Origin of the sequence: Phyllobacterium brassicacearum, from assembly GCF_003010955.1 — a bacterium.
GTDB lineage: Bacteria > Pseudomonadota > Alphaproteobacteria > Rhizobiales > Rhizobiaceae > Phyllobacterium > Phyllobacterium brassicacearum.
Genome location: NZ_PGGO01000002.1, coordinates 296,369 through 319,533, shown reverse-complemented (window position 1 = coordinate 319,533; position 23,165 = coordinate 296,369). Strand labels below are relative to the sequence as shown.

20 protein-coding genes are annotated in these 23,165 nt (G+C 59.3%); 7 read left to right on the top strand and 13 right to left on the bottom strand.

Annotated features, from left to right (window positions below):
* Nucleotides 1–14 precede the first annotated feature (14 nt).
* Both CU102_RS04445 and CU102_RS04440 read left to right on the top strand, forming a co-directional pair.
* Complete coding sequence (locus CU102_RS04445; protein WP_106709779.1) at nucleotides 15–1,544, top strand: FGGY-family carbohydrate kinase; 1,530 nt, start codon at nucleotides 15–17, stop codon at nucleotides 1,542–1,544.
* Nucleotides 1,541–3,178: a GMC family oxidoreductase gene (locus CU102_RS04440; RefSeq protein ID WP_106709777.1), complete on the top strand. Its 1,638-nt coding sequence runs from the start codon at nucleotides 1,541–1,543 to the stop codon at nucleotides 3,176–3,178. Before CU102_RS04445 ends, CU102_RS04440 begins: the two co-directional genes overlap by 4 nt.
* Nucleotides 3,179–3,313: 135 nt before the next feature.
* Here the strand turns inward: CU102_RS04440 and doeB are convergent, their stop codons facing one another.
* From doeB to ehuR, 10 genes are all read right to left on the bottom strand, one after another.
* Nucleotides 3,314–4,324 carry a N(2)-acetyl-L-2,4-diaminobutanoate deacetylase DoeB gene (gene doeB / locus CU102_RS04435; protein WP_106709775.1) on the bottom strand — a complete coding sequence of 337 codons (1,011 nt, stop codon included), beginning with the start codon at nucleotides 4,322–4,324 and terminating at the stop codon, nucleotides 3,314–3,316.
* 7 nt (nucleotides 4,325–4,331) lie between these two features.
* Nucleotides 4,332–5,513: an ectoine hydrolase DoeA gene (doeA, locus tag CU102_RS04430; protein ID WP_106709958.1), complete on the bottom strand. Its 1,182-nt coding sequence runs from the start codon at nucleotides 5,511–5,513 to the stop codon at nucleotides 4,332–4,334.
* Between the two features lie 34 nt (nucleotides 5,514–5,547).
* Nucleotides 5,548–6,540, bottom strand: coding sequence for an ectoine utilization protein EutC (gene eutC, locus CU102_RS04425; protein WP_106709772.1), 993 nt, complete (start codon nucleotides 6,538–6,540; stop codon nucleotides 5,548–5,550).
* Complete coding sequence (gene eutB, locus CU102_RS04420; RefSeq protein ID WP_106709770.1) at nucleotides 6,528–7,532, bottom strand: hydroxyectoine utilization dehydratase EutB; 1,005 nt, start codon at nucleotides 7,530–7,532, stop codon at nucleotides 6,528–6,530. Before eutB ends, eutC begins: the two co-directional genes overlap by 13 nt.
* A gap of 3 nt (nucleotides 7,533–7,535) precedes the next feature.
* A complete protein-coding gene (eutA, locus tag CU102_RS04415) occupies nucleotides 7,536–8,315 on the bottom strand; it encodes an ectoine utilization protein EutA (RefSeq protein WP_106709768.1) in 780 nt (259 codons plus the stop codon).
* Nucleotides 8,316–8,326: 11 nt separating this feature from the next.
* Nucleotides 8,327–8,983 carry an ectoine/hydroxyectoine ABC transporter permease subunit EhuD gene (gene ehuD, locus CU102_RS04410; RefSeq protein WP_106709766.1) on the bottom strand — a complete coding sequence of 219 codons (657 nt, stop codon included), beginning with the start codon at nucleotides 8,981–8,983 and terminating at the stop codon, nucleotides 8,327–8,329.
* Nucleotides 8,984–8,992: 9 nt separating this feature from the next.
* Entirely contained in the window at nucleotides 8,993–9,652 is a 660-nt protein-coding gene (gene ehuC / locus CU102_RS04405) for an ectoine/hydroxyectoine ABC transporter permease subunit EhuC (protein WP_106709764.1), read from the bottom strand.
* Between the two features lie 81 nt (nucleotides 9,653–9,733).
* On the bottom strand, nucleotides 9,734–10,582 hold the full coding sequence (ehuB, locus tag CU102_RS04400) for an ectoine/hydroxyectoine ABC transporter substrate-binding protein EhuB (RefSeq protein WP_106709762.1): 849 nt from the start codon (nucleotides 10,580–10,582) through the stop codon (nucleotides 9,734–9,736).
* A 52-nt stretch (nucleotides 10,583–10,634) separates the two neighbouring features.
* The gene (ehuA, locus tag CU102_RS04395) at nucleotides 10,635–11,432 is read right to left on the bottom strand and encodes an ectoine/hydroxyectoine ABC transporter ATP-binding protein EhuA (protein ID WP_106709760.1); all 798 of its coding nucleotides are present in this window, start codon (nucleotides 11,430–11,432) and stop codon (nucleotides 10,635–10,637) included.
* A 125-nt stretch (nucleotides 11,433–11,557) separates the two neighbouring features.
* On the bottom strand, nucleotides 11,558–12,943 hold the full coding sequence (gene ehuR, locus CU102_RS04390; RefSeq protein ID WP_106709758.1) for a MocR-like ectoine utilization transcription factor EhuR: 1,386 nt from the start codon (nucleotides 12,941–12,943) through the stop codon (nucleotides 11,558–11,560).
* A gap of 84 nt (nucleotides 12,944–13,027) precedes the next feature.
* Between ehuR and CU102_RS04385 the strand changes: the two genes are divergently transcribed.
* The 4 genes from CU102_RS04385 (at nucleotide 13,028) to CU102_RS04370 (ending at nucleotide 17,662) form a co-directional block, all read left to right on the top strand.
* Nucleotides 13,028–13,525 (top strand): Lrp/AsnC family transcriptional regulator, encoded by a 498-nt coding sequence (locus CU102_RS04385; protein WP_106709957.1) that lies wholly within the window; start codon nucleotides 13,028–13,030, stop codon nucleotides 13,523–13,525.
* Between the two features lie 118 nt (nucleotides 13,526–13,643).
* The gene (locus tag CU102_RS04380) at nucleotides 13,644–15,137 is read left to right on the top strand and encodes an NAD-dependent succinate-semialdehyde dehydrogenase (RefSeq protein ID WP_106709756.1); all 1,494 of its coding nucleotides are present in this window, start codon (nucleotides 13,644–13,646) and stop codon (nucleotides 15,135–15,137) included.
* A 24-nt stretch (nucleotides 15,138–15,161) separates the two neighbouring features.
* Nucleotides 15,162–16,541, top strand: a complete 1,380-nt coding sequence (locus CU102_RS04375) for an aspartate aminotransferase family protein (protein WP_106709754.1) — start codon at nucleotides 15,162–15,164, stop codon at nucleotides 16,539–16,541.
* Between the two features lie 17 nt (nucleotides 16,542–16,558).
* Nucleotides 16,559–17,662 (top strand): alcohol dehydrogenase family protein, encoded by a 1,104-nt coding sequence (locus tag CU102_RS04370; RefSeq protein WP_106709752.1) that lies wholly within the window; start codon nucleotides 16,559–16,561, stop codon nucleotides 17,660–17,662.
* Nucleotides 17,663–18,084: 422 nt separating this feature from the next.
* On the opposite strand, the gene CU102_RS04365 is transcribed toward CU102_RS04370, so the two are convergent.
* The 3 genes from CU102_RS04365 to CU102_RS29690 form a co-directional block, all read right to left on the bottom strand.
* Nucleotides 18,085–19,254, bottom strand: coding sequence for an LCP family protein (locus CU102_RS04365; RefSeq protein ID WP_208113841.1), 1,170 nt, complete (start codon nucleotides 19,252–19,254; stop codon nucleotides 18,085–18,087).
* Nucleotides 19,255–19,851: 597 nt separating this feature from the next.
* Nucleotides 19,852–20,532, bottom strand: a complete 681-nt coding sequence (locus CU102_RS04360) for a class I SAM-dependent methyltransferase (RefSeq protein WP_106709750.1) — start codon at nucleotides 20,530–20,532, stop codon at nucleotides 19,852–19,854.
* A gap of 421 nt (nucleotides 20,533–20,953) precedes the next feature.
* Nucleotides 20,954–21,172, bottom strand: a complete 219-nt coding sequence (locus CU102_RS29690) for a hypothetical protein (RefSeq protein WP_166648456.1) — start codon at nucleotides 21,170–21,172, stop codon at nucleotides 20,954–20,956.
* On the opposite strand from CU102_RS29690, the gene CU102_RS04355 reads away from it, so the two are divergent.
* Complete coding sequence (locus tag CU102_RS04355) at nucleotides 21,072–22,784, top strand: cation:proton antiporter domain-containing protein (RefSeq protein ID WP_166648465.1); 1,713 nt, start codon at nucleotides 21,072–21,074, stop codon at nucleotides 22,782–22,784. The two genes, CU102_RS29690 and CU102_RS04355, sit on opposite strands and share 101 nt — an antisense overlap.
* Nucleotides 22,785–23,165: the final 381 nt, after the last annotated feature.

Here is a 23,165-nt window from a genome sequence, read left to right as displayed (position 1 = left end):
AGGAGGGGTTCGATATGGGAAATTATCTTCTGGGTCTGGACGCAGGAAACACCGTCATCAAGGCGGTGCTCTTTGACCAACGGGGCAACGAAATCGCGTCCGTGGCAGAGGAAGGGCATAGCAACATGCCGTTTCCCGGTCATGTCGAGCGCGGGCTTGGTGAGCTCTGGACAAACGCCAAAATGGTGATCCGCTCGTGCCTCGACCAGGCTGGAGTTGAGCCGAGAGAAATCGCGGCCATCGGATGTGCGGGGCACGGCAACGGGCTCTATACGTTGGATCGCGACGGCGAGCCTCTGCTTGCCATCCAGTCGCTCGATACGCGAGCGGCCGGCCTTGTCGAGGAATGGCTGGCCGAAGGCGTTGGCGATCGCACCTATCCGATCGGGCTGCAACGACCCTGGCCTTCCCAGACACCGACCTTGCTCGCCTGGATCAAGCGTCATCGACCGGAAACGTTCAAAAAGATCGGCACCGTTTTCCTCTGCAAGGATTTTATCGTCAATCGCCTGACTGACCGGCGCGTCAGCGAAGTATCCGACATGGCCGGGTGCGGGCTGCTCAATGTCACAGAGCGCCGCTATGACCACGACCTGATGGTGGCCTTCGGGCTCGGCGATTGCATGGGGCTGCTACCCCCTCTGATCGAAAGCGCCGACATTGCGGGAAGGGTGACTGAAGCCGCTGCGGCAGAAACCGGCCTTGCGGCAGGAACACCTGTTATAGGCGGATTCTTCGATGTGATCGCTTCGGCTATCGGCTCGGGAGTCACGCGAACGGGCGCTGCATCCATCATCGCGGGCACCTGGAGCATCAACCAGGTTATCATCGACCGGCCCAGGCTCGAAGGCTCCGTATTCATGTCATCTACCGTTGATCGCGAGCGCTATATGGCGATCGAGTCGAGCGCTACCTCCGCTGCAAACCTTGAATGGCTGGTTCGGGAACTCTTCCCAGGCAACCAGCCCGACGGACGCAATTCATTCGAGGTCTGCTGCGAGCTGGCTTCATCAGTCGTGCCGACAGCGAACGACCCGGTCTACCATCCGTTCCTTTATGGAGCGCAGCAGGATGGCAGCGCCCGAGCCGGATTTTACGGAATCGCGGGTTGGCACACCAAGGGTCACCTGGTGCGCGCGCTGCTGGAAGGTGTAGCCTTCGGTCACCGCCAGCATATCGAGACGCTTCGCGCAGCTGGCGCCAACTTCAACGAAGCGGTGCTTTCCGGTGGCGGTTCGCGCAGCATGTTCTGGCCGCAGATCTTCGCCGATGTGCTGGGACTCCCGATAACGGTCGCGCGCTCGAGCCAGACCGGGGCGTTGGGGGCGGCGATCGCTGCAGGGGTTGCTGCCGATATGTTCGCTGATTTTGAAGCTGGGGCAGCGGCAATGGTGACTACCGAACGTCACTACAAGCCAGACGCAACGCTGGCTGCCCATTACGACGAGCGTTACAAACTTTATCTCGACATCGCAGAGGCGATGGGGCCGATCTGGAGGCGCATGGCCACGAGCAGCAGGCTGGCCCGCGAGGCTGCAGCATGACCCGGCCCGTCAGGGATGTCGCCGTCAATGAGGATGTTTACGACTACATCATCATCGGGGCGGGATCGGCGGGCTGCGTTCTCGCCAACCGGCTTTCGGCCGATCCAGGAAACCGTATTCTTCTCATCGAGGCGGGAGGCAGCGATCGCTACCACTGGATCCATATACCGATTGGCTATCTGTTCTGCATGGGCAATCCCAGGACCGACTGGATGATGAAAACGGCTGTGGAGCCCGGGCTGAACGGCCGATCGCTTCCCTATCCACGCGGTAAGGTTCTTGGTGGATGCTCCTCCATTAACGGCATGATCTACATGCGCGGCCAAGCCGCGGATTACGACAATTGGCTGCAGGCAGGAAATGTCGGTTGGGGTTGGGATGATGTCATGCCCTACTTCCTGAAGTCCGAGGACAATTATCGCGGACGCTCTTCCATGCATGGTGCCGGTGGCGAGTGGCGGGTCGAGCGGCAGCGCCTTTCCTGGCCCATTCTCGATGCTTTCCGCGATGCGGCGCAAGAACTCGGCATTCCAAGGACGGATGATTTCAATACGGGCTGCAATGAAGGCTCGGGGTATTTCGAAGTTAATCAACGCGGCGGTTTGCGGTGGAATACAACGAAAGCTTTTCTTCGGCCGATACTGAGCAGGCACAACCTCCGGGTCGTTACAGGAGCTGAGGTCGAACGGCTGGAACTTGAGGGCAAGCGCGTTTCGCGCGTCTGCTATCGGTCCAAGGGCAGGGCCTGCGTTGCAAAATCCTCGGCAGAAATCATCCTTTCGGCCGGAGCGATAAACTCACCGAAAATCCTCGAACTTTCGGGAATTGGTGACCCCGAAATCCTTTCACGCGCAGGGATCGAGCCGCGTCACTCTCTTCGGGGCGTCGGCGGCAACCTGCAGGACCATCTCCAGATTCGCACGGTGTTTCGCGTCGAAGGTGCGAAGACGTTGAACCAGCTCTACCACAATCTCTTCTCGCGTGCCGGGATGGGATTGGAGTATCTTGTCCGTCGATCCGGACCACTTTCAATGGCGCCGAGCCAGCTCGGCATTTTTGCCAAAAGTGATCCCGCATTAATGACCCCCGATCTCGAATATCACGTCCAGCCGCTCAGCACTGATCGGCTTGGCGAGCCCTTGCACCGCGAGCCTGCTGTGACCGTTTCGGTCTGCAATTTGCGTCCCGAAAGTCGCGGAACTGTCCATGTCGCCGGTCGAGACCCGGGCATGCCGCCTGATATCCGGCCGAACTATCTTTCGACGGCTGGCGATCGGCTTCTTGCCGCAAGATCGATCCGTCATGCCCGCACGCTCATGGCGACGAAAACGCTGATGCAATATCGACCGCAGGAAATGCTGCCTGGCTCACAATATCAAAGCGACGACGAACTGATACGCCGGGCCGGTGACATCGCGACGACGATCTTTCATCCCGTAGGAACCTGCAGGATGGGCAGTGACGACCTTGCTGTCGTTGACAGCACCTTGAAGGTGCACGGACTGGCAGGGCTGCGTGTGGTCGATGCTTCGATCATGCCGACGATCGTCTCGGGCAACACAAATTCACCGGTTATCATGATTGCAGAGAAGGCAGCAGACTTCATTATCGAGAGCGCATCTCGGGGTCGTTGAAGCGATTGCAACCGGGATCGTTGAGCGGTATCGGCCCATCGATGGACACTTCGTTCGAGCATCCGCCGATCTTGACCAGACCACGCACCAGGCGTCGAACCGAGGCCACCGTTGCGGCGACCGGCGCATTCAATCTCATGCTGACTGAATCGTTCCAACTACTGCCACGCAGTCGCCTGATTTGACCAGCCCGGGAAAGTGCCGTGCCGCGAGCAGTCCGGTGAGCTTTGCGCGAATTTCTGCGGGGGCGGCGTCGGTGCGACCGATGGAATGGATGCGCGCGATCACCCGGCCAGCGGAGACAGGTTCGCCGAGATCGATCATCGTTTCGATCAGCCCGTCATCCTCGGCAAACGAGAAACAGTCGCCGGACGGCATGTCGAGCCAGCGGGTCTCGCGGTGTTCTATCTTGCCGGCGAGAATACCTGCGTGGCGGAGCAGGTTAGTTGCGCCGCGCTTCGCGATGGTAACCGTCTCCGCCCGCGCAGTACCGCCGCCGCCGAGCTCGGTCGTCACGAATACCTTGCCCATCTCCTCGACAGTCGTATCGTACATGCCGACCGCATCGATCTCGAGCATGCGCATCGACCAGGGCGCGGAGAATGCCTTCACTGCCTCGAAGCCTCTCGCCTCTTGCTCCTTGTCCGAGAGAATATGAGCAGCAGCGAACGGTACGAAATCGAGGGTCTTGCCGCCCGAATGGAAGTCGAGGACCACGTCGGCGCGCGGCAGAAGCTCGCGGGTGAAATAGTCGGCGATCTTCTGCGTGATGGTGCCGTCGGGCCTGCCCGGATAGCTGCGGTTCATGTTGCCCTTGTCGATTGGCGAGGTGCGCGTACCGGCGCAAAAGGCAGGATAGTTCATCGCCGGAACGATGATCACTGTGCCGCTGACCTGATGGACGTTGAGGCTGCGGGCGAGATCGAAAAGTGCGATTGGCCCCTCATATTCGTCGCCGTGGTTTCCGCCGGTCAGGAGTGCTGTCGGACCAGTGCCATTGCGGATGACGGCAATGGGGATCATGACCGATCCCCATGCCGAATCGTCGCGGCTATAGGGCAGCCGCAAGAAGCCGTGCTGTACGCCGGTCTTGTCGAGGTCGATCGTGGGCGTGACGGGCGATGGCGTGAGTTTCAACGACTGCATGGCGGCCTCAGTTCTTGACGAACAGCTGACGCGGGACATTGGCAAGGCATTCGACACCGGTGTCGGTGATCAGGATGCTCTCGGTGATCTCAAGACCCATAGTCTCGAGCCACAGGCCGGTCATGAAGTGGAATGTCATGCCCGGTTTGAGCTCGGTCTTGTCGCCGGGGCGCAGGCTCATCGTGCGCTCGCCCCAATCCGGCGGGTAGGAGATACCGATCGGATAGCCGGTACGGTTATCCTTGACGATGCCGTATTTCTTCAGCACGGCAAAGAATGCGTTGGCAATGTCTTCGCAGGCGTTGCCCGGCCTGGCTGCAGCAAGTCCTGCTTCCATCCCTTCAAGGGTCGCCTTTTCCGCGTCGAGAAAATCCTGCGTTGGCTTGCCGAGGAACACTGTGCGCGACAGCGGGACGTGATAGCGGTTGTAGCACCCGGCGATTTCGAAGAATGTTCCCTCGCCGGACTTCATCGGCTTGTCATCCCAGGTGAGGTGAGGCGCCGATGCATCGGCGCCGGACGGGAGCAACGGAACGATAGCGGGATAATCACCGCCAAAACCGTCCGTGCCACGAATACCGGCATCGTAGATTTCGGCAACGAGATCGCATTTGCGCATACCGGGCTCAACCTTGTCGACGATGCGCTGGTGCATGGCCTCGACAATGCGCGCCGCCTTGCGCATATAGTCGAGTTCCGCCGGGCTTTTCACAGCCCGCTGCCAATTGACCAGCGCGGTGCCATCGACAAAGCGTGCATTCGGCAGGTGCTTTTGCAGCGAGGCGAATGCCGCGGCCGAGAACCAGTAATTGTCCATCTCGACGGCAATGGTCAGCCGGTCCCATCCGCGTTCGGCAATGATGTTCGACAGGTAGTCCATCGGATGCCGTTCAGTTGATTGAACGTAATGGTCCGGATAGCCGATAATGTTGTCGGTTCCGAGATACGCCGTGCGCTTTGCACCATTGGCATCCTGGCCGCGGCCATACCAGATCGGCTCGTCTTCCGGCGGCACGATCACTGCCTGATGCACATAGAAGGACCAGCCGTCATAACCTGTCAGCCACGCCATGTTGGAAGGATCGCTACAGATCAGGAGATCGATACCGCGCTTCTGCATTGTTGCACGTGTCTTCTGTAATCTTTCGGCGAATTCCTGCCGTGTGAACTTGAGATTTGGCTCGATCATTATGCGTTTCCTCATTCCTGGGCCAGGGCCCGTATCAACTTTCAAAATTCGACCCGGCCTTCGCCAGCCTGGCGCGGTCGCGGGCAAGCGTGGCGATGGCGGTGTCCTGCACGCCCGTTCCGGTCAGGTCGGCGACCGTGATGGATCCCGGTGATGAACGGCCGCGTGCCGTACCGGCTACGACCGCACCGAGTTCCGGGAACGGGGTATCGGCGCTCACAAGACCAGCTTCGATGGCATGATGGAGTTCGCCAAGCCGGCGGGTCTGTTTGACACTGTCGGCAACATAGAGATCCGCCCCGGTTACGATGGCCGGGTCCAGTTCGTTCTTGTGCTCGGCGTCAGATCCCATCGCCGTGATGTGCTGTCCCGGTTCCAGCCAGTCCCGATGCAGGATCGGTTTCGGGGACGGCGTCGTCGTCACGACGATATCGGCGCCGCGAACCACATCTTCAGGACTCCTCCCTGCAGTGACTGCTATGCCGAGTTCTTCGGACAACTCGCGTGCGGCCAGCCTGGATTTGTCGTTATCCCTGGCCCAGATACGCGCTTCGCTGATCGGACGGACGAGGGTGAGCGCCTTGAGCTGCAGCCGTGCCTGCACGCCAGCCCCGAGGATGCCTGCGATCCCCGATTCCGGGCGGGAAAGGTGTTTGGCCGCAACAGCGCCCGCCGCTGCAGTGCGGACGTCGGTCAGATAGCCATTGTCCAGCAGCAAGGCCTCCACCATCCCGGTGGTGCTGCTCAGAAGAATCATCATGCCGTTCACGCTGGGGAGACCCAGCCTGGGATTGTCGAAGAAGCCCGGGCTGATCTTGATTGCGAACCCATCGATGCCCGGCACGTAGGCGGTCTTCACGTCAACTTCGCCGCGGTGTTCCGGGATATCCAGCCTGAGTATTGGCGGCATGGCGACAGCCTTGGTGGCGAGCGCCTCGAAGGCCGTCTCGACGCAGGCGACGGCGTCGAGATCGAGTGACACGATCTTGCGCAGATCTGCTTCTGTAAGGATCGTCACGCGGGGCATGGTATGGCCCTTTCGCCTGTCGCATCGGCGCAGACGATGCGCCGGTGCTGGTTCATGTCGACATTGCGACCGGAAAGAATTGCGACGATCGGGCCCCTGGCGCTGGCCTTGCCCGCCAACAGCGCGCCAATGCCGACGGCCGCGGCCCCCTCGATGATCTCGCGCTCCTGTGCATAGGCATGCGCCATGCCGGCCGCGATTTCCTCTTCCGTGAGCAGGATCACATCGTCGAGCAGGTCGCGGATCATGGCGAAGGTGAGGCGGTTGTCGAGACCAATGCCGCCGCCCAACGAATCCGCGAGGCTTTCATATTCCTCGACGAGTACAGGCTTGCCGGCGTCGAGACTGGCGCGCATTGCCGCGCCCCGATCCATGGAGACACCGATGATCCTGGCCGAAGGTCTCACAGCTCTGATGGCCGCGGCGACACCGGAAGCGAGACCGCCCCCGGATACCGGAACAACAACCGTCTCGACTTCGGGGACATCCTCGACGATCTCAAGGCCGAGCGTCCCCTGGCCGGCAATCACATTTGCATTGTCGAAGGGCGGCACCATTGTGAAGCCGTCTTCCCGCACCAGCCGGGCGACTTCTTCCTGGGCATCATCCTGCGATTTGCCGATGATGCGGATATCGGCACCAAGCCGGCGGATTTCATCCACCTTGTTCTGTGGGACCAGACTGGACATGCAGATGACGGCACGGACGCCCTCCAGATGCGCGGCGAAGGCAAGCGCGCGGCCGTGATTGCCCGTCGACGCGGCGACAACGCCCTGCTGCTTCTCTGGGCCCGTCAGATTGCTGAGGGCGTTGGTGGCGCCGCGCAATTTGAAGCTGCCCGTGATCTGGCGATGTTCTAGCTTGAGATGGACCGGTGTCCCGATCGTCTTCGACAGAGAGGCCGACTGGACCGTCGGAGTGCGCACCACCTTGCCCGCAAGCGCATGGCGGGCCTTGTCGATATCAGCAAGGGTAACAAAACCGTCAGTCATGGCTTACCAACTTGCCATTTGTCGGGTCATCAGGACTCCGAGTTCTGGGCGCGGTGCATCGTTCTCGCAGATACGCAGCGTCGCCCATGCCGTGGCGAGGTTGCTGCTGATAACGGGCTTGCCAATCACCCGTTCGATCTCCGGGACGATACCTGCAGCCCGCAACGCCGTGCAGGAAATGAACAGCGCATCCGAATCGCCGGCGCTTGCCTCGCGCGCAGCCTCAATGATTGATCGCAGTGTGACCCGCGCCATCTCGCGGTCGTCATCCAGGCCAAAGCAGGTGAAGCGCGCTATTTCAAAGCCTTTAGCGGCAAAGTAGTGCGCCATAGGTGTGCTTGTTTGGATCGTATACGGCGTAAGCACACTGACGCGGCTGGCGCCAATGGCTTGCAGGCCCCTCACGGCCGCCAGCGGCGGGGTTACAACCGGGACGGCGGGTTTGGCACTGATGATGGCACGCTCGATCTCGTCATCACCGATGACGACGGAAGCAGATGTGCAGGAGTAGCAAATCACGTCCAGATCTTCGTCAGGCAAGATGAGGCGTGCACCCTCTGTCAAAGCCGGGTGCATGCGCCGGAGGTTTTCCGGCGTCGTCGGATTGGTGTAGGGAATGCGCGCCGTGTAGAGGCCGACGCGGCTGCTTGCGACCATGCGCTGGAAATCGGGCTCGGTCGTGTGGTCGGTCGCAAGGATCACCAGCCCGACGCGCTTTTCGACGGGACGGTCATCAAAATCGAGCGTTACACTGGTCTGCCGGATCGTGGGTAGAGCATCCATCTGCACATTCCTTAGTCAATGCGGCCATAGCGGCGTTCAAGCCAACGAAGTCCGAACACGGAGATCAGGCTGATCACCAGGAAGAATGCGCCCACGAGCGTGATGGGCTCAATGTAACGATAATTGTAATTGGCGATACTGCGCGCCTGGTTCATGAGCTCGAGCACGGTAATCGCGGAAAGCAGCGGCGTCTCCTTGAACATGGCGATGAAATAATTGGCGAGGGCAGGGATCATCGGCGGCAACGCCTGAGGCAGTATGATCTGCGTCCAGGCCTGCCTCGCGCTGAGATTGCAGGCCTTGGAAGCCTCCCACTGGCCGCGAGCGACATTATCAATGCCGGCCCGGTAGACCTCCGCCGTATACGTGCCGTAATGCAGGCCAAGACCGATCACGCCGGCGACGAGCGGCGACAGGGTAATGCCAAGATCCGGAAGCACGTAGAAGATGAAATAAAGCTGGACGAGCAACGGCGTGCCGCGAATGAACTCGGCGACAAAGCCCATCGGCATGGAAATCAGCCGGTTTTTCGAACGCCGCACGATCGCGATAACCAGGCCGATGATCGCAGCAACAATCGAACCGAGAAGCGTGGCAAGAATGGTGATCTTCGCGCCCTCGATGAGGGTTGGAAGAATTTGAATGACGAAGGCCCAATCCCACTCCATTGCCGCCTCCTATGACCTGATACCGTCGAGCCCGCGCGTCAAGTGACGTTCGAGGCCACGTATGGCGAAGGAGATGACGCAGGCGATAGCGAAATAGAGCACGAGGATGGTGAGAAACGGAACGAGCGTGCTGCCGGTCTGTGCCCGTACCACCTGGGCCTGAAACGTCATGTCTGCAAGGGAGATGAGCGAAACGACGGCCGAGGCCTTCAGAAGCTCAATGGCGTTGTTGCCAAAGGTCGGCAGCATGAGAACGAATGCCTGTGGCAGGATGATGTATCTGAGCCCCTGCCAGCGATTGAAGTTGAGCGCGGTGCAGGCCTCATACTGTTCCTTGCCGATCGATTTGATGGCACCTCGCACCACCTCGGCACCATAGGCGCCGACATTGAGGCCAAGGGCGAGAACGCCAGCCTGCAAGGGTGTCAGCGAGAACCCGAAGAGTGGCAGCACGAAGTAGGCCCAGAACAGCTGCACGAAAATCGAAGTGCCACGGAAGAACTCGATATAGGCGGTCGCCAGCCAGCGTACTGGCGCGAAGCGCGAAAGACGACCGAGTCCCGCGAGGAATGCCATAACCAGCGCCAGTGCTGAACCCATCAGCGTCAGCTGGATGGTGACGATCGCGCCATCGAATATGAGTTGCAGATAGCCGGCCCATTGGCCCATTGACTTGCCAACCTTATGCTTGAATCCAGGTAAATTCGGGGACCGCGCCTCCGTTGGGAAGCGCGGTCACGAGGCATGGCGTTATTGTGCCGCGCAGAGTTTTTCGCGTGTCGTCGACATTGCAGCCTGGGCCGAAAAGCCATAGGGCTCGACGATTTTGGCGAATTCACCAGATTTCTTCATTTCAGCCAGGACCGTGTCGAACTCGTCGCGAAGCGCGGTGTCGTTCTTGCGGAATGCGGCGCCGTCACAATAGACGGGCGCTCCCTGGACCGGGGCAATCACTTCAAGGTTCGGATCGTTCGCCTTCTTGACAAGGTCGTTGATCGACAGGACCGGCAGCGAATAGGTGTCGATGCGGCCATCCTGCAGCATCTTCAGTCCGCTCTGGCCATCGGGCACGACAATGACGCGATCGCGCGGTACCCCGGCTTCGAGTGCCAGGCGTTCTTCGGTGCCGCCGCCCGGTGCACCAATGGTCGCCTTGCCGTCCTTGGCGATGTCGGCATAGCTCTTGAAGCCCTTCGGATTTCCCTTCTTCACCAGGAATGCCTCCGCATCGCACAGGACAGGCTCGGAATAGGCTACCGCGTTGCAGCGCTCCGGCTTCATGAAGAGACCGGCGGTGACCACGTCGTGCCGTCCCGCCTGAAGTCCGGGGATCATGGCGCCATATTCAGAGATGGACGCTACGACATCATTAACACCCAGCTTCTTGAAGACTGCCCGCGCAACATCCGGTGCAGCGCCTGAAACGGTACCGTCCGCCTTGACCGCCGTGAAGGGCGGCTCATTGGCGATCGCGATGCGCGCGAAGCCCTGTGCCTTTAATTTGTCCAGCGATTCATCGGCTTTGGCCGGCATAGACATTGCCAGTGCTGACAGTGCCGCGGCCCCCAACAATGCGCTTACGGTTATCATTCGGATCATGTTCCCAGCTCCTTTGTTTTCTTGTGTTCGCAACGTGCCGACGTTCTGGTCATCAGACGCGGTGACCGGCAGCGATGATCTTTTTCAGGAAGGCCTGTGTCCGTTCCTGCTTTGGATGTCTGAATATTTCGTCGGGCTTGCCGTCCTCGACGATGCGCCCGCGATCGAAGAACAGCACGCGATCGGCGAAATCATGAGCGAAGCCCATCTCGTGGGTCACCAGAAGCATCGTCATGTCCGTTTCGCGGCAAAGCTTCCACAGCACATTGAGCACTTCTTCCACGAGCTCCGGGTCGAGCGCCGACGTCACCTCGTCGAACAGCATGATCTTCGGCTGGAGGGCAAGTGCCCGCGCGATGGCAACACGCTGCTTCTGGCCGCCGGACAACTGCGCCGGCATGGATTTCGCCTTGTCTGCCAGCCCGACCATGTCAAGGAGTTCCATGGCATGCCGCTCGGCATCTTTGCGCGCGACGCCTTTGGTCAGCATCGGGGCGAGCGTGACATTGTCGAGAACGCACTTATGCGGAAACAGGTTGAACAGCTGGAAAACCATGCCGATCTTCTTGCGCATCTTGTGGAGATGGGCCTCGTCTGCCGGTTGCAACCTGCCGTTGTGCCGCATCTGGTACAGGTGATCGCCATCGACCTTGATGTCGCCGCCATCAATGCCTTCCAATGTCATCAGAATGCGCAGGATCGTGGTCTTGCCCGATCCGGACGGGCCAATCAGCGCCAGCTTTTCGCCGGGTGCAACGGTAAAGGACAGGTCGTTAAGAACCTTGAACGCGCCAAAGCTCTTGCTGATGCCGTTGATCTCGATGATTGGCGGACCGTCCACTACGGGCATGCGTCTCTCCTCCAGGTTGAGGCAACCTCAGGCGCACAACGATGGGAGACTTATCAAATCATGTCAATTGCAAAAATAATATCATGACAATATTAATGATCGTGCTGAATTTTCAGGCGAAGCGGCTAAATCGCGAGCAACAGATGTTCCTGATCTCCACGCAGCAGATTTGCAACGACGCCAAGTCCGGTCCGTAACTCTGCTTCAGTTGTTGAGCCGAGCGAAATCCGGACGGCAGGATGCCAGGGATGGTTGGAGATACGGAACGATGTACCCGTTGCGATGCCCACGCCCTGAAGGCGTGCGTGGGCGACGAACGCTTCTTCCGTCCGTTCGCCGGTCAATGGCAACCAGACATGCAGGCTCTGCGGATGTGATAGAAACGGTATTCCGGAAAGGACTTCTGATGCGGTAGCGTGCCTGCCGCGCAGGGCCTCACGCTGCCAGTTGACGAGTTCCATCGCCGTGCCGTCGGAAACCCAGCGCGTGGCGATCTCGGCGACGATCGGCGTTGCCATCCAGTTTGAAACGAGATGCCTGTTGGCAACCGCTGCTACATAACGGTCGGGCGCAACCAGATAGCCGATGCGCAGACCGGGTACGACGATCTTGGTGAAGCTGGTGAAATACAGCGTGCGTTCCGGTGCCAGCGCTGCGATCGGCACCGGGCGGTTTTCGACCAGCGGCCCGAGCACGTCGCTCTCGATGATGGCGATGTCATGCCGTCGCGCTACGTCGACGATGGCCGCGCGCCGTTCCGGGCCCATGAGCGTGGCGGTCGGGTTGATCACGGACGGCTGCACGAACACCGCGCGGATACCATGTTCGCGGCAGCATTCATCCAGGGCTTCAGGAATAATGCCCTGTTCGTCGATCGCCAGGCCTTCAAGTGTCAGGCCGAGATAGGAGGCGAGCGGTGTCAGCGTATGATGGCCGATGCCCTCGGTCGCGACTTTCGATCCGGGTGGGGCAGCGCTCATGAGTGCAACTGTCATTGCCGCCGTCGCACCGTTGGTCAGGCTGACATTGGAAGCCGGAACATCCAGCCCGCAGGCGCGCAGCCACTCTACGGCGACAGAACGATGGCGCGGAAACACCACATTGGGCCGGAAGGAAAGGGCGGAACTTGCCGGCAGGTTCTCTGCCAACCAGCCAAGGGCCTTTTTCATGTGGTCGAGGTGCATCGGCTCGCAGATCGGTTTCAGGATCGAAAGATCGATGACTTCGCCCAACCGTTCCGGCAGATAGGGCGGATCGGGCTCGCGCCGGACCGATCGGACGAACGTGCCACGCCCGGTTTCGCCGGAAATCAGGTTGCGGCGGATCAGCTCCTCATAGGCGCGGCTGACGGTCTGTACCGAAAGACGCAACTCGTCGGCCATCTGCCGGTGCGTCTGGAGCCGGGTCCCGTTGTCAAGTTTGCCATCTGCTATCGCACGTGCAATCTGTTCAGCCAGCGAGAGATAGGCTGGACGGCGAAGCATGGTTGGATCTGGACGCCATAATGTCATGATTTATAAGTGATCCAAGTCAGTGCAATTGACAATCGAAAAATCGCAACGTCATGGTTATTCGATGAATTTGTTGGGCAGGACATGACATCACTGAAGCTTGATCCGATCGATATCCGCATCCTTGACGAGATCCAGCGTGAAGGCAGGATCACCAAACTGGCACTGGCCGAGCGCGTCGGAATTTCTCCAACGCCCTGCTGGACGCGGCTTCGGCGCCTCGAAAAGGCGGGGATCATCAGCGGCTATCATGCACGCCTGGCGCTGCGTTTGGTGACGCCGGTGACCACGGTGCTGATGGAGGTCACGCTCGGCGCCCATCGCCAGGCGGATTTCGACCGGTTCGAACGCGCCATCAAAACAATACCGGAAGTTGTAGCTTGCTGGTCGGTGGGCGGTGGCGTGGACTATGTGCTCAAGGTCATGGCGCGGGATATCGATTGCTATCAGCGTCTGGTCGATAACCTGCTCCAGCGCGAAATTGGTATCGACCGCTATTTCACGTACATCGTGACCAAGACGGTCAAGGATGATGTGGTCCTGCCCGTGGCAGAGCTGGTCACAACAACCACGCCGGACTAGTCATTCTCTCCTCACACCCCGGTCAATGAGGACATTTTCTCTCCGAAGGCGCCGACAAACGGTCTCTCTCTCCTCCCATCCATGCCACCCTTTCCCGGAGAAATTTCGGGAGAACCGCATGTCCGCCCATTTCGCACGACCAGACCGACATCCTGCCCTCGACGGGCTGCATGACCGCCGCATGCTGCGTGAACTCGCCTATGTCGATGGGCAGTGGACGGCAGGCGATGCCGGCCAGACCTTCCAGGTCACCGATCCGGCATCCGGCGCCGCCATCGGCTGGGTATCGCGTCTCGATGCGGGCCAGACGAGAGTGGCGGTTGATGCCGCCGCGCGGGCCTTTCCGCTGTGGCGGAACCTGCTGCCGCAGGAGCGCGCCGCCAGACTGCGTTGTTGGCATGAGCTCATGCTGACGGCCAGGGACGATCTTGCCTTGATCATGACGCTGGAGCAGGGCAAGCCGCTCGCAGAATCGCAGGCCGAGATCGACTACGCTGCATCCTTCATCGAATGGTACGCCGAAGAGGGAAAACGCCTCAATGCTGAAGGGGTGACCAGCCATCTGACGGGGGCGGAAATGATTGTGCGGCGTGAGCCGCTGGGTGTTGTCGGAGTCGTCACGCCCTGGAATTTTCCATCGGCGATGCTGACGCGCAAGGCTGCAGCGGCCATGTCTTGCGGTTGTACGGTCGTTGCCCATCCGTCCTCGGAGACCCCGTTCTCCGCGCTTGCCCTGGCCGAACTCGCCGATCGGGCAGGTATCCCGGCCGGTGTACTCAATATCGTGACGGGAGATGCAGCAACGATAGTCGGACAGCTTTGCGAAGATCCGAGGGTAAGGGCGATGAGTTTTACCGGATCCACTGAGATCGGCCGACTGATCGCGGCGCAATGCGCGCCAACCATGAAGAATCTTGTCATGGAACTTGGCGGGCATGCGCCGCTGATCGTATTTGCCGACGCCGATCTCGACCGGGCCGTCGATATTGCCATCAAGGCCAAGTTCGCAACGTCCGGCCAGGACTGCCTGGCCGCCAATCGAATCTATGTCGAGCGCCCCATCCAGGATCATTTCGCCGCTGCATTTGCCACGCGGATTGCGGCCTTGAAGGTCGCCTCCGGTTTGACCGAGAGCGCCGACATCGGGCCTCTGATGCATGAGCGGGCGGTGAAGAAGGTGGAAGTACAGGTCGCCGATGCGCTGGCCCGAGGCGGGCGCTGCCTGGTCGGTGGTATGCGCCACCCCGCCGGGCGGCTGTTCTATCAGCCGACACTGCTGACCGATGTACCGGACGACGCGCTTATCATGCGCGAGGAGACGTTCGGTCCGGTTGCTGCGATCACGCCGTTCGACACGGAAGCGGACGTCGTTGCCCGTGCCAACGCAACCGAATACGGCCTCGTTGCCTATGTCATCACAACGGATGGGGCTCGGATGCTGCGCCTCGGGCGCAGTCTCGAATATGGGATGGTCGCGATCAACCGGGTCAAGATCACGGGCGCTCCGATACCGTTCGGAGGCTTCAAGCAGTCAGGGCTTGGCCGCGAGGGATCACGCCATGGAATCGAGGGTTTCACCGAGCTCAAATATCTTTGCATCGATACGCAATAGACCAAAGAAGAATAGGAAATTACCATGCTTGACCGCTCGAACGAACTGAACGCCTGGGACCGGGATCACTTCTTTCATCCATCAACCCATATGGGCACCCATGCGCGTGGCGAAAGCCCGACGAGAATTATCAGGAGCGGTAAGGGCGTTCACATTACCGACAGCACCGGCAGTACCAGCATCGACGCATTTGCCGGGCTTTATTGCGTTAATGTGGGTTATGGCCGCCAGGAAATTGCCGACGCGATTGCCCGACAGGCCAGGGAACTTGCCTACTACCACGCCTATGTTGGTCATGGCACGGACGCTTCGATCACGCTCGCCAAGATGATCATCGACCGGGCACCCGAGGGGATGAGCCGCGTCTATTTCGGCCTGTCGGGATCCGATGCCAATGAGACCAACATCAAGCTGGTTTGGTATTACAATAATGTGCTCGGACGCCCCGAAAAGAAGAAGATCATCTCGCGCTGGCGCGGCTATCATGGCTCCGGCGTCATGACGGGAAGCCTGACCGGACTCGAACTCTTCCACAATGCCTTCGACCTGCCGCGCGCTCCCATCCTGCATACCGAAGCGCCCTATTATTTCCGTCGCGCCGACCGATCGATGAGCGAGGAGCAGTTCTCGCAGCACTGCGCCGACAAGCTGGAAGAAATGATCCTTGCCGAGGGTCCGGAAACGGTTGCTGCATTCATCGGCGAACCTATCCTCGGCACTGGCGGCATCGTCCCGCCCCCCGCTCATTACTGGGAGAAAATCCAGGCTGTCCTCAACAAATACGACATTCTGCTCATCGCCGATGAGGTCGTAACCGGCTTCGGCCGGCTTGGCACCATGTTCGGTTCCGATCACTACGGCATAAAGCCGGACCTCATCACCATCGCCAAGGGGTTGACCTCAGCCTATGCGCCACTGTCCGGCGTCATCGTCTCCGACAACGTCTGGCAGGTGCTGGTCAAGGGCTCCGACATGCTGGGCTCGCTCGGCCATGGCTGGACCTATTCGGCCCATCCGATCTGTGCTGCTGCCGGTGCGGCCAATCTCGAACTCATCGACAAGCTGGACCTCGTGACCAATGCCGGTGAGACAGGAGCATATTTCCGCAAGAGCCTGACGCAGGCGCTCGGGGATCACCCGATCGTCGGCGAGGTGCGCGGTGACGGCATGCTGGCCGCGGTCGAGTTTGTCGCCGACAAGGACGACCGCACCTTCTTTGATCCGGCGCTGAAAGTTGGACCCCGCATTGCCACCGCACTGGCGGAACGCGGTGTTATTGGCCGGGCGATGCCCCAGGGTGATATCCTCGGGTTTGCCCCGCCGCTGTGCCTGACGCGCGACGAAGCCGATGTTGTCGTCAAGGCCGCGGCCGAAGCGGTCGACGCTGTCGCCAAGTCACTCTGAAAGGAGGCGGTTCACAAATGTACGACAATCTTCCCAGGACCATGGCCGCCGTTCAGCTCGTCGGCCATGGCGGGCTCGACAAACTCGTCTACAGCCAGACCGTGCCGGTTCCGACGCCGGCGGCCGGAGAGGTCCTCATTGCCATCACAGCCTGCGGCATGAACAACACGGATGTCTGGGTGCGGGAAGGCGCCTATGGCACTGAGGAAGACGCGGGTGCTGTTTCAACCTGGCGCCGCCAGGAGCCGACACTGACGTTTCCGCGGATTCAAGGCACGGACATTGTCGGCAATATCGTCGCGGCCGGCGAAGGGGTTTCGCCCGAGCGTATGGGCCAGCGCGTTATGGTCGATTTTTCGATCTACAACCGTGAAGACGACAGTCTCGCCGACATCGATTATATCGGCCACGGCCGTGACGGTGGTTATGCGGAGTATGTCACGGTGCCGGCCGAGAACGCCCATCTCGTCGATACGAAACTCAGTGATGTCGAACTGGCAACGTTCTGCTGTGCCTATCTGACGGGCGAGCAGATGCTGGAGCGTGCCGGCCTGAAAGCGGGTGAGCGCCTACTCGTCACCGGTGCATCGGGCGGGGTCGGCTCGGGGATCGTCCAGCTGGCAAGGGCACGGGGGGCAATTCCCTATGCGCTCGTGGGGCCGGGCAAGGAGCAAGCCTTGATCAGCATCGGCGCCGAAGCCGTCATCACCCGCGGAACGGATGATCTTGTTGCTGCCGTCTATGCAGCCACTGGCGGCAAGCCTGTCGATGTGGTAGCCGATCTCGTTGGCGGTCCGATCTTCAACGACCTGTTGCGGATCCTGCGCGCCGAGGGCCGTTACACGACGGCCGGCGCGATTGCCGGACCTGTTGTGCAGCTTGATTTGCGGACCATGTATCTGAAGCACCTTGCATTGCACGGTTCGTCGCAAGGAACCCGCGGCGATGTCCGCCGTATCGTTCGTTACATCGAGGAAGGCAAGATCAAGCCGCTTGTCGGCGGTGTATATCGCCTGTCGGAGTTCCACAAGGCGCAAACTGATTTCATGGCCAAGGGCTTTGTCGGCAAGCTGGTTGTTGTCCCGGACGCCCAGTACGGTCGGCGTTGCGCCGACGCCTGAAGATTGGTTCAAGAGAGTGGGGCAGCCCCACGCATGTGGAGACGTTTCGACCAACCTGTTGGCAGGGGATGCCAGCCAATCTTTCTATACCCTCTCATGACACACTACATCACATACCGTGGGTGTTCAGCCGGATCGGCTCAAAAAGAGGCTCGGCGGAAAGTTTGATTGGGGATTCGCGGCTCGGCGCCGAGCCTATGCCGTACAGGGGCATGCGGCACATCAAAAATATGCAGTGATTTCCGAGAGGTAACAATAAATCGTTGCGTCGATAAATAGGGTTATGACCTGAGACCAATGGGGCTGGTCGTTACCCATCGACTGTGCGAGCAAGTCGCTACGGCTCTGCCGAGTGAGGCATCAATTTTTACCGTCAAGCGTTTCTTTGGCTCGTTTGATAAGGAGATTGATCTGCCGGATAGCTATTGCGGTGTCGGATAGCCCAATTCAGCCGCTGCAACAGGGCCCGGCGCCTTCGATGGAAGCTCGGGAGAACAGGGCACAATAACCGCGGTGGTCGGGTGGGTATTCGTCCTGGTTATGGATGTCGCGTTGGGCTGGGTTGCTTTGGTTTCGGGACGGTTGAGGGGATGGTCGGCGGCGGTCAACCGGAACAGCTTCCTGGCCGGTCCCTTGAGCCACTCGACCCGGCCGGGGTAGGTGGAAGAGTAGCGCCAGGGCGTTGTGACGAAGTGAATTTTGTCGGACGACAGTCCGCGGACCGTAAGCGCGACGTTCATCAGCACGCTGGGGGTAAGGTCGGGGTCGGCGGTGATGGAATTCGTGGCCGCATCCAGAAAGCGGTACAGCCGGACCGGGTTGAACAGGGTCTGACCGCTCATTGCTTTCTTCACCATGGCGGCGAAGAAGTCCTGCTGGCGCACAATTCGCCCGATGTCGGATCCATCGCCGAGGCCGTGGCGGGCTCTGACATACGCCAGCGCCTGTTCACCCCACAAGGTCTGTAGCCCTGCGGGCAAGTAGAGCTGGACGTACGTGTCACGGATTGGTTCAGGAATGCAGAGGTTTACCCCGCCCATCGCGTCCACCATGCCCTTAAAGCCGGTGAAGTCAAACCTGATGAAGTGGTCGATGTGGATCCCGGTGAGGGATTCGATGGTCTTCCAGGTACAGGCAATGCCGCCAAAGCTGAAGGACGAGTTGATCATACCGAGGCGTCTCTTCTGGCCCGGCAGGCCTTCCCGGGAGCGGCAGCCCGGAAGCTGGACCAGCGAGTCGCGCGGGAAGTTGATCACGGACACGTCGCCGCGCGTGAACGACAGGTGCACGAGCATGATTATATCCGTCCGCTGTCCGGCAAAATTGGCTTGCTCGGCGTTATCTCCGTCGCGCTGGTCCGAACCAACCACCAGGATGTTCAGCGCGCTGGAAGAGGGTTTGGCGGGGCGGACTTTGCCCAGATCCTCCTGGGTGACCTCGACGCGCCTGATGTTGCCGGATAGTTTCGCATACGCTGTAGCGGTCACGACCAATATGATGGCGGTCACAACAGCCAGCAACCAGGGCAGCCTGTGACGGGGCTGGAGCTTGTTCTCGGGGACTGACGGCCCATTGATCGACCCACTGCTCACGTTACTCTCCGGGGGGCGGGCTAGGAAACCTGTACAGATAGCTGTGTGGGTGGCACGGCATCCAGACACTAGCGCTAATCCCACTCATTCTTGACTCTACTGACCCGGATTTCAAGCTCGAGTTTGGCCGTTCGTAGATTGCCTGCCTGACGATGTCGAACGAGCCCAAAACAATTGCGGACTGCAGGGAGGTAAACCAAATGAATTCACAGATGGTTTTGGCTCCGACCGACCCGGCAAGCGCGGTCCTGGCAGCAAACGGACGTGAGGGAATGGTATCTACGCCGTCTGAAAATACCGTCCCTGGCGGCGACAGAAGTCCCAAGGATATTTGCACACTGGTGGTGCGTATACATGATCAGATGCCCGAGCTGTAGTTTAACGGCACCCAGCCGCAATTGTCGCTGTCGCACCGGATGTGGCCAATTCCCGGGAAGGGAATATGAGCACCGGCCTCCAGGTTACCGCGACTCGATCGCTTTCTCTGAATCTTCGTCAAACGCGATCGAAGTTGACAGCGCAACGCTGCCCCTGGGCACCCCTCAGAATGTTTGGCGGGCTAACAGGGCCACGACGGTGAAGCGGCCTTTGAGCCCCTTAGTTCGAGGGGCGCTCAAGAAGTGTTAGGCAATCGATGTTGGAGCCATCGAATTTCCAATCGACAACCTGTTGCTTGAGCACGTGCAGCCCCTCTTTTGCGGCGTAATGCTCGAACAGTTCCTTCGACATGAAGTTGCGCCAGCCGGGCCTTGCCTTGTGGCTGCCTGATGGATTGTTGACCAGGTTCGAATGGTGCAGGAACGCGCGCCCTGTGCCCGGACGCAGCACGCGGCGCAGCTCTTTGAGATATTCCCTCACTACGTCACTATCGAAATGGACCATAGCATCGAAGCAATAAGCGAAGGTCAATTCTCCGGGATCGAAAAAATCGAGAGAATATCCGTTGGTTAGATGGTAGTGGACAGTCGGACTGTCACCGAACCGTTCCCGGCAAAAATCGATATTCTCCTGATTGATATCGACGATATGCAGTTCCTTGACGAGCGGAAGGAGTTTTGCCGAATTACGGCCATGTCCGGCCGCAAGGTCCATTGTTATCGAAAAATCGATGTACTCCTTATGTGGCGCGATAAAAGGCCAGATAATGCCGCTCCAGTGCTTATCCATTCCGGTTTCGGCGTCGTCGTAATATGCGGCATGCCGCCAGTCGCGTCCTACATGCTGGGCCGCCTTATCGAGAGACGAAAGCGATTGATTTACAGCAGTTTCCTCAGGCATTTTTGTAACCTCGGATATCGGGGATCATGTCCCTGGGGGGTCTGACGGCTGGTCGCCGTAGTTTTCCGGCACGGGCCGGATAATCAGCTCGCCACAGTTGGCAGGTTGATAAGAGGATCATCGCTCATTTGGCTGATGGTTTCCAGTGTCATGGCCGCAGAGATTTAGCAACGTGAAGCAAACCGAGCAGCCCGGTCGAACCGCAGCTGGTCCGTGCAAGCAGAAAATCCGATGAAGAGATCTCAATTCCCAACGGATTATGTAGAAGTGCCCGGTACCGGCAATCTGACTTCAAAGTGTGCGCCAATTTCGGCGTCGATCAGTTGGATGGTACCTTCGTGAGCCTTTGCCAAAGCCTCCAGCCTAAGTTTGCGGTGCCAGCGGCCGGCATTTCTCCCTTCTTTCCGATGTTTAGCCGCTTTCAATCCTGAGTCGCACCGTTATCATGCATTTGATCGGCATGGTGGCTTGTGGCGGTGCGCTGTTTCTTCATCGCATTAGTCGACGCATCGATCGTCAAAGGCGCGCATAAGGTCAGGATGATTAACCAAACCCCGCTCATTGCCACTTTGGTCGCAGCCTTAGGGCTTGCATTCGCTTTTGGAACAATTGCGAACAGGCTTCGGCTGCCTTCCATCATCGGCTACCTCGTCGCAGGCGTGGTGATAGGACCTTTCACGCCCGGCTTCGTTGCAGACCAGATGCTTGCGCAACAACTCGCCGAGGTCGGCGTTCTGCTCCTGATGTTCGGAGTCGGGCTTCATCTTTCAATGGAGGAACTGCTCTCGGTGCGAGCTATTGCGGTACCCGGCGCTCTTGGTCAAATTGGGATCGTCTCCCTACTCGGCGGCACATTGGCTCATTTGATGGGCTGGAGCATCGGAGCGGCCATTGTGTTTGGTCTCTCGCTGTCGGTTGCGAGCACTGTCGTTGTTTTGAGGACTTTGGACGAGCGCAGGTTGCTGGAAACTGAGCGGGGGCGGATCGCGATCGGTTGGTTGATCGTCGAGGACATAGGCGTCATCCTCGCGCTTGTGTTGTTGCCCCTTTTCGCCAACGCTCTTGGAGGACTGGGTCAAGGCACGACGCAACCCACGGACTTATTCGGCTGGTTTGAGACGCAAACCGTTTGGAGTGCGCTCGGACTCACGGTGATCAAGATCGCTGCCTTTGTGCTGCTTATGGTGGTAGTTGGAAAGCGGGTAATCCCATTGGTTCTCCATTACGCAGCCCACACCGGTTCGCGAGAACTCTTTCGGTTGGCAGTCTTGGCCGTCGCTCTCGGGGTCGCCTATGGCGCTGCAGAATTATTCGGCGTTTCCCTTGCACTCGGAGCGTTCTTTGCGGGCGTGATTCTTGCAGAGTCGCGGCTAAGTCAGCGGGCGGCGCAAGAAACCCTCCCGTTCCGTGACGCGTTTGCGGTCCTGTTTTTTGTTTCTGTCGGGATGTTGTTCGATCCAACCATCCTCGTGCGCGAGACAGTCCCGGTCGTTGGCACCTTCCTGGTCATTGTCGTCGGCAATGCCATTGTTGCATTCGCCATAACGCTTGCTCTGCGCCACCCCCTTCGCACCGCGCTGACGATGGGCGCAAGCATGTCACAGATTGGCGAATTTTCTTTCATCCTCTCCGGGCTCGGAGTATCTCTCAAGCTACTGCCAGACGAGGGCCGTGATCTCATTCTGGTTGGTGCGATCCTTTCGATTCTCGTCAATCCGTTGCTCTTTGCTGCTCTGCACCGCGCCATGCCGTGGCTCACCGAGCATGAGCAACAGAATGCACCTGATCAGCCTGCTCCTCCTTCAAGCGCGGGTGAAGCGAATATTACTGAGCTCAGTGGTCATGCTGTCTTGGTTGGTCATGGCCGCGTTGGAAGCCGTGTAGCCGAAGCAATACTTGCGGACCGTCTGCCCTTACTCGTTATTGAAGAGCGACAGGACGTTGTTGAACAACTGCGTGCCCGCGGCATAGAGGCGTTTTACGCAAATGCCTTGCAACCAGATATCCTGAGCGCCGCGAACCTCTCGCAGGCACGCTGGTTTATTAGCGCCATCCCCAATCCTTTCGAAGGTGGCAATCTCATCCAGCAGGCCCGGGCTGCAAATCCGAATCTGGAGATCATCGCACGTGCTCACTCTGACGCTGAGGTTGAACATCTTGGCAAGTTTGGAGCGAACCTCATCATCATGGGAGAGCGGGAAATAGCGCGTGGCATTATCGAACACATTCGGAAGAGTCGTACAATACCGTGAAGGCCGCAAGCCTGCAGACGGCGGAGGTGCAGAACAGTCGTTTCTGGATAACCATTCTTGGCACGAAGCGGAAATTTATGTCCGACTTATGCCCCAGGGGTGAGCTTGGCTCCAATTCAACTGGCGTCATACGCCCGAAAAGTTCGATAAGCGCTACATTCCCGATTTCGTGATCTCCTGAACGACGCCTCCAAACACATTGCGAACGGGTTCTTGCGTCCGTTACCAAAATGCCCTCGCCTTGCGGGATATCTGTTGGCGCCTGGCGCGAATGTAAGGGCAATCACCCGGCCGGTGACATTCAAGAACCGCTCTCTGAATTGGCATCGGCGTTTGTTGTAACCGTAACGTACTTGTGCCCACAGCAACGGGTGATCGAAG

What these genes read in the sequence shown, in the direction of transcription:
- CU102_RS04445 (WP_106709779.1), top strand. Translation starts at nt 15, where the DNA reads ATGGGAAATTATCTTCTGGGTCTGGACGCAGGAAACACCGTCATCAAG.
- CU102_RS04440 (WP_106709777.1), top strand. Translation starts at nt 1,541, where the DNA reads ATGACCCGGCCCGTCAGGGATGTCGCCGTCAATGAGGATGTTTACGAC.
- doeB (WP_106709775.1), bottom strand. Translation starts at nt 4,324, where the DNA reads ATGCAGTCGTTGAAACTCACGCCATCGCCCGTCACGCCCACGATCGAC.
- doeA (WP_106709958.1), bottom strand. Translation starts at nt 5,513, where the DNA reads ATGATCGAGCCAAATCTCAAGTTCACACGGCAGGAATTCGCCGAAAGA.
- eutC (WP_106709772.1), bottom strand. Translation starts at nt 6,540, where the DNA reads ATGCCCCGCGTGACGATCCTTACAGAAGCAGATCTGCGCAAGATCGTG.
- eutB (WP_106709770.1), bottom strand. Translation starts at nt 7,532, where the DNA reads ATGACTGACGGTTTTGTTACCCTTGCTGATATCGACAAGGCCCGCCAT.
- eutA (WP_106709768.1), bottom strand. Translation starts at nt 8,315, where the DNA reads ATGGATGCTCTACCCACGATCCGGCAGACCAGTGTAACGCTCGATTTT.
- ehuD (WP_106709766.1), bottom strand. Translation starts at nt 8,983, where the DNA reads ATGGAGTGGGATTGGGCCTTCGTCATTCAAATTCTTCCAACCCTCATC.
- ehuC (WP_106709764.1), bottom strand. Translation starts at nt 9,652, where the DNA reads ATGGGCCAATGGGCCGGCTATCTGCAACTCATATTCGATGGCGCGATC.
- ehuB (WP_106709762.1), bottom strand. Translation starts at nt 10,582, where the DNA reads ATGATCCGAATGATAACCGTAAGCGCATTGTTGGGGGCCGCGGCACTG.
- ehuA (WP_106709760.1), bottom strand. Translation starts at nt 11,432, where the DNA reads ATGCCCGTAGTGGACGGTCCGCCAATCATCGAGATCAACGGCATCAGC.
- ehuR (WP_106709758.1), bottom strand. Translation starts at nt 12,943, where the DNA reads ATGACATTATGGCGTCCAGATCCAACCATGCTTCGCCGTCCAGCCTAT.
- CU102_RS04385 (WP_106709957.1), top strand. Translation starts at nt 13,028, where the DNA reads ATGACATCACTGAAGCTTGATCCGATCGATATCCGCATCCTTGACGAG.
- CU102_RS04380 (WP_106709756.1), top strand. Translation starts at nt 13,644, where the DNA reads ATGTCCGCCCATTTCGCACGACCAGACCGACATCCTGCCCTCGACGGG.
- CU102_RS04375 (WP_106709754.1), top strand. Translation starts at nt 15,162, where the DNA reads ATGCTTGACCGCTCGAACGAACTGAACGCCTGGGACCGGGATCACTTC.
- CU102_RS04370 (WP_106709752.1), top strand. Translation starts at nt 16,559, where the DNA reads ATGTACGACAATCTTCCCAGGACCATGGCCGCCGTTCAGCTCGTCGGC.
- CU102_RS04360 (WP_106709750.1), bottom strand. Translation starts at nt 20,532, where the DNA reads ATGCCTGAGGAAACTGCTGTAAATCAATCGCTTTCGTCTCTCGATAAG.
- CU102_RS04355 (WP_166648465.1), top strand. Translation starts at nt 21,072, where the DNA reads ATGATTAACCAAACCCCGCTCATTGCCACTTTGGTCGCAGCCTTAGGG.
- CU102_RS29690 (WP_166648456.1), bottom strand. Translation starts at nt 21,172, where the DNA reads ATGATGGAAGGCAGCCGAAGCCTGTTCGCAATTGTTCCAAAAGCGAAT.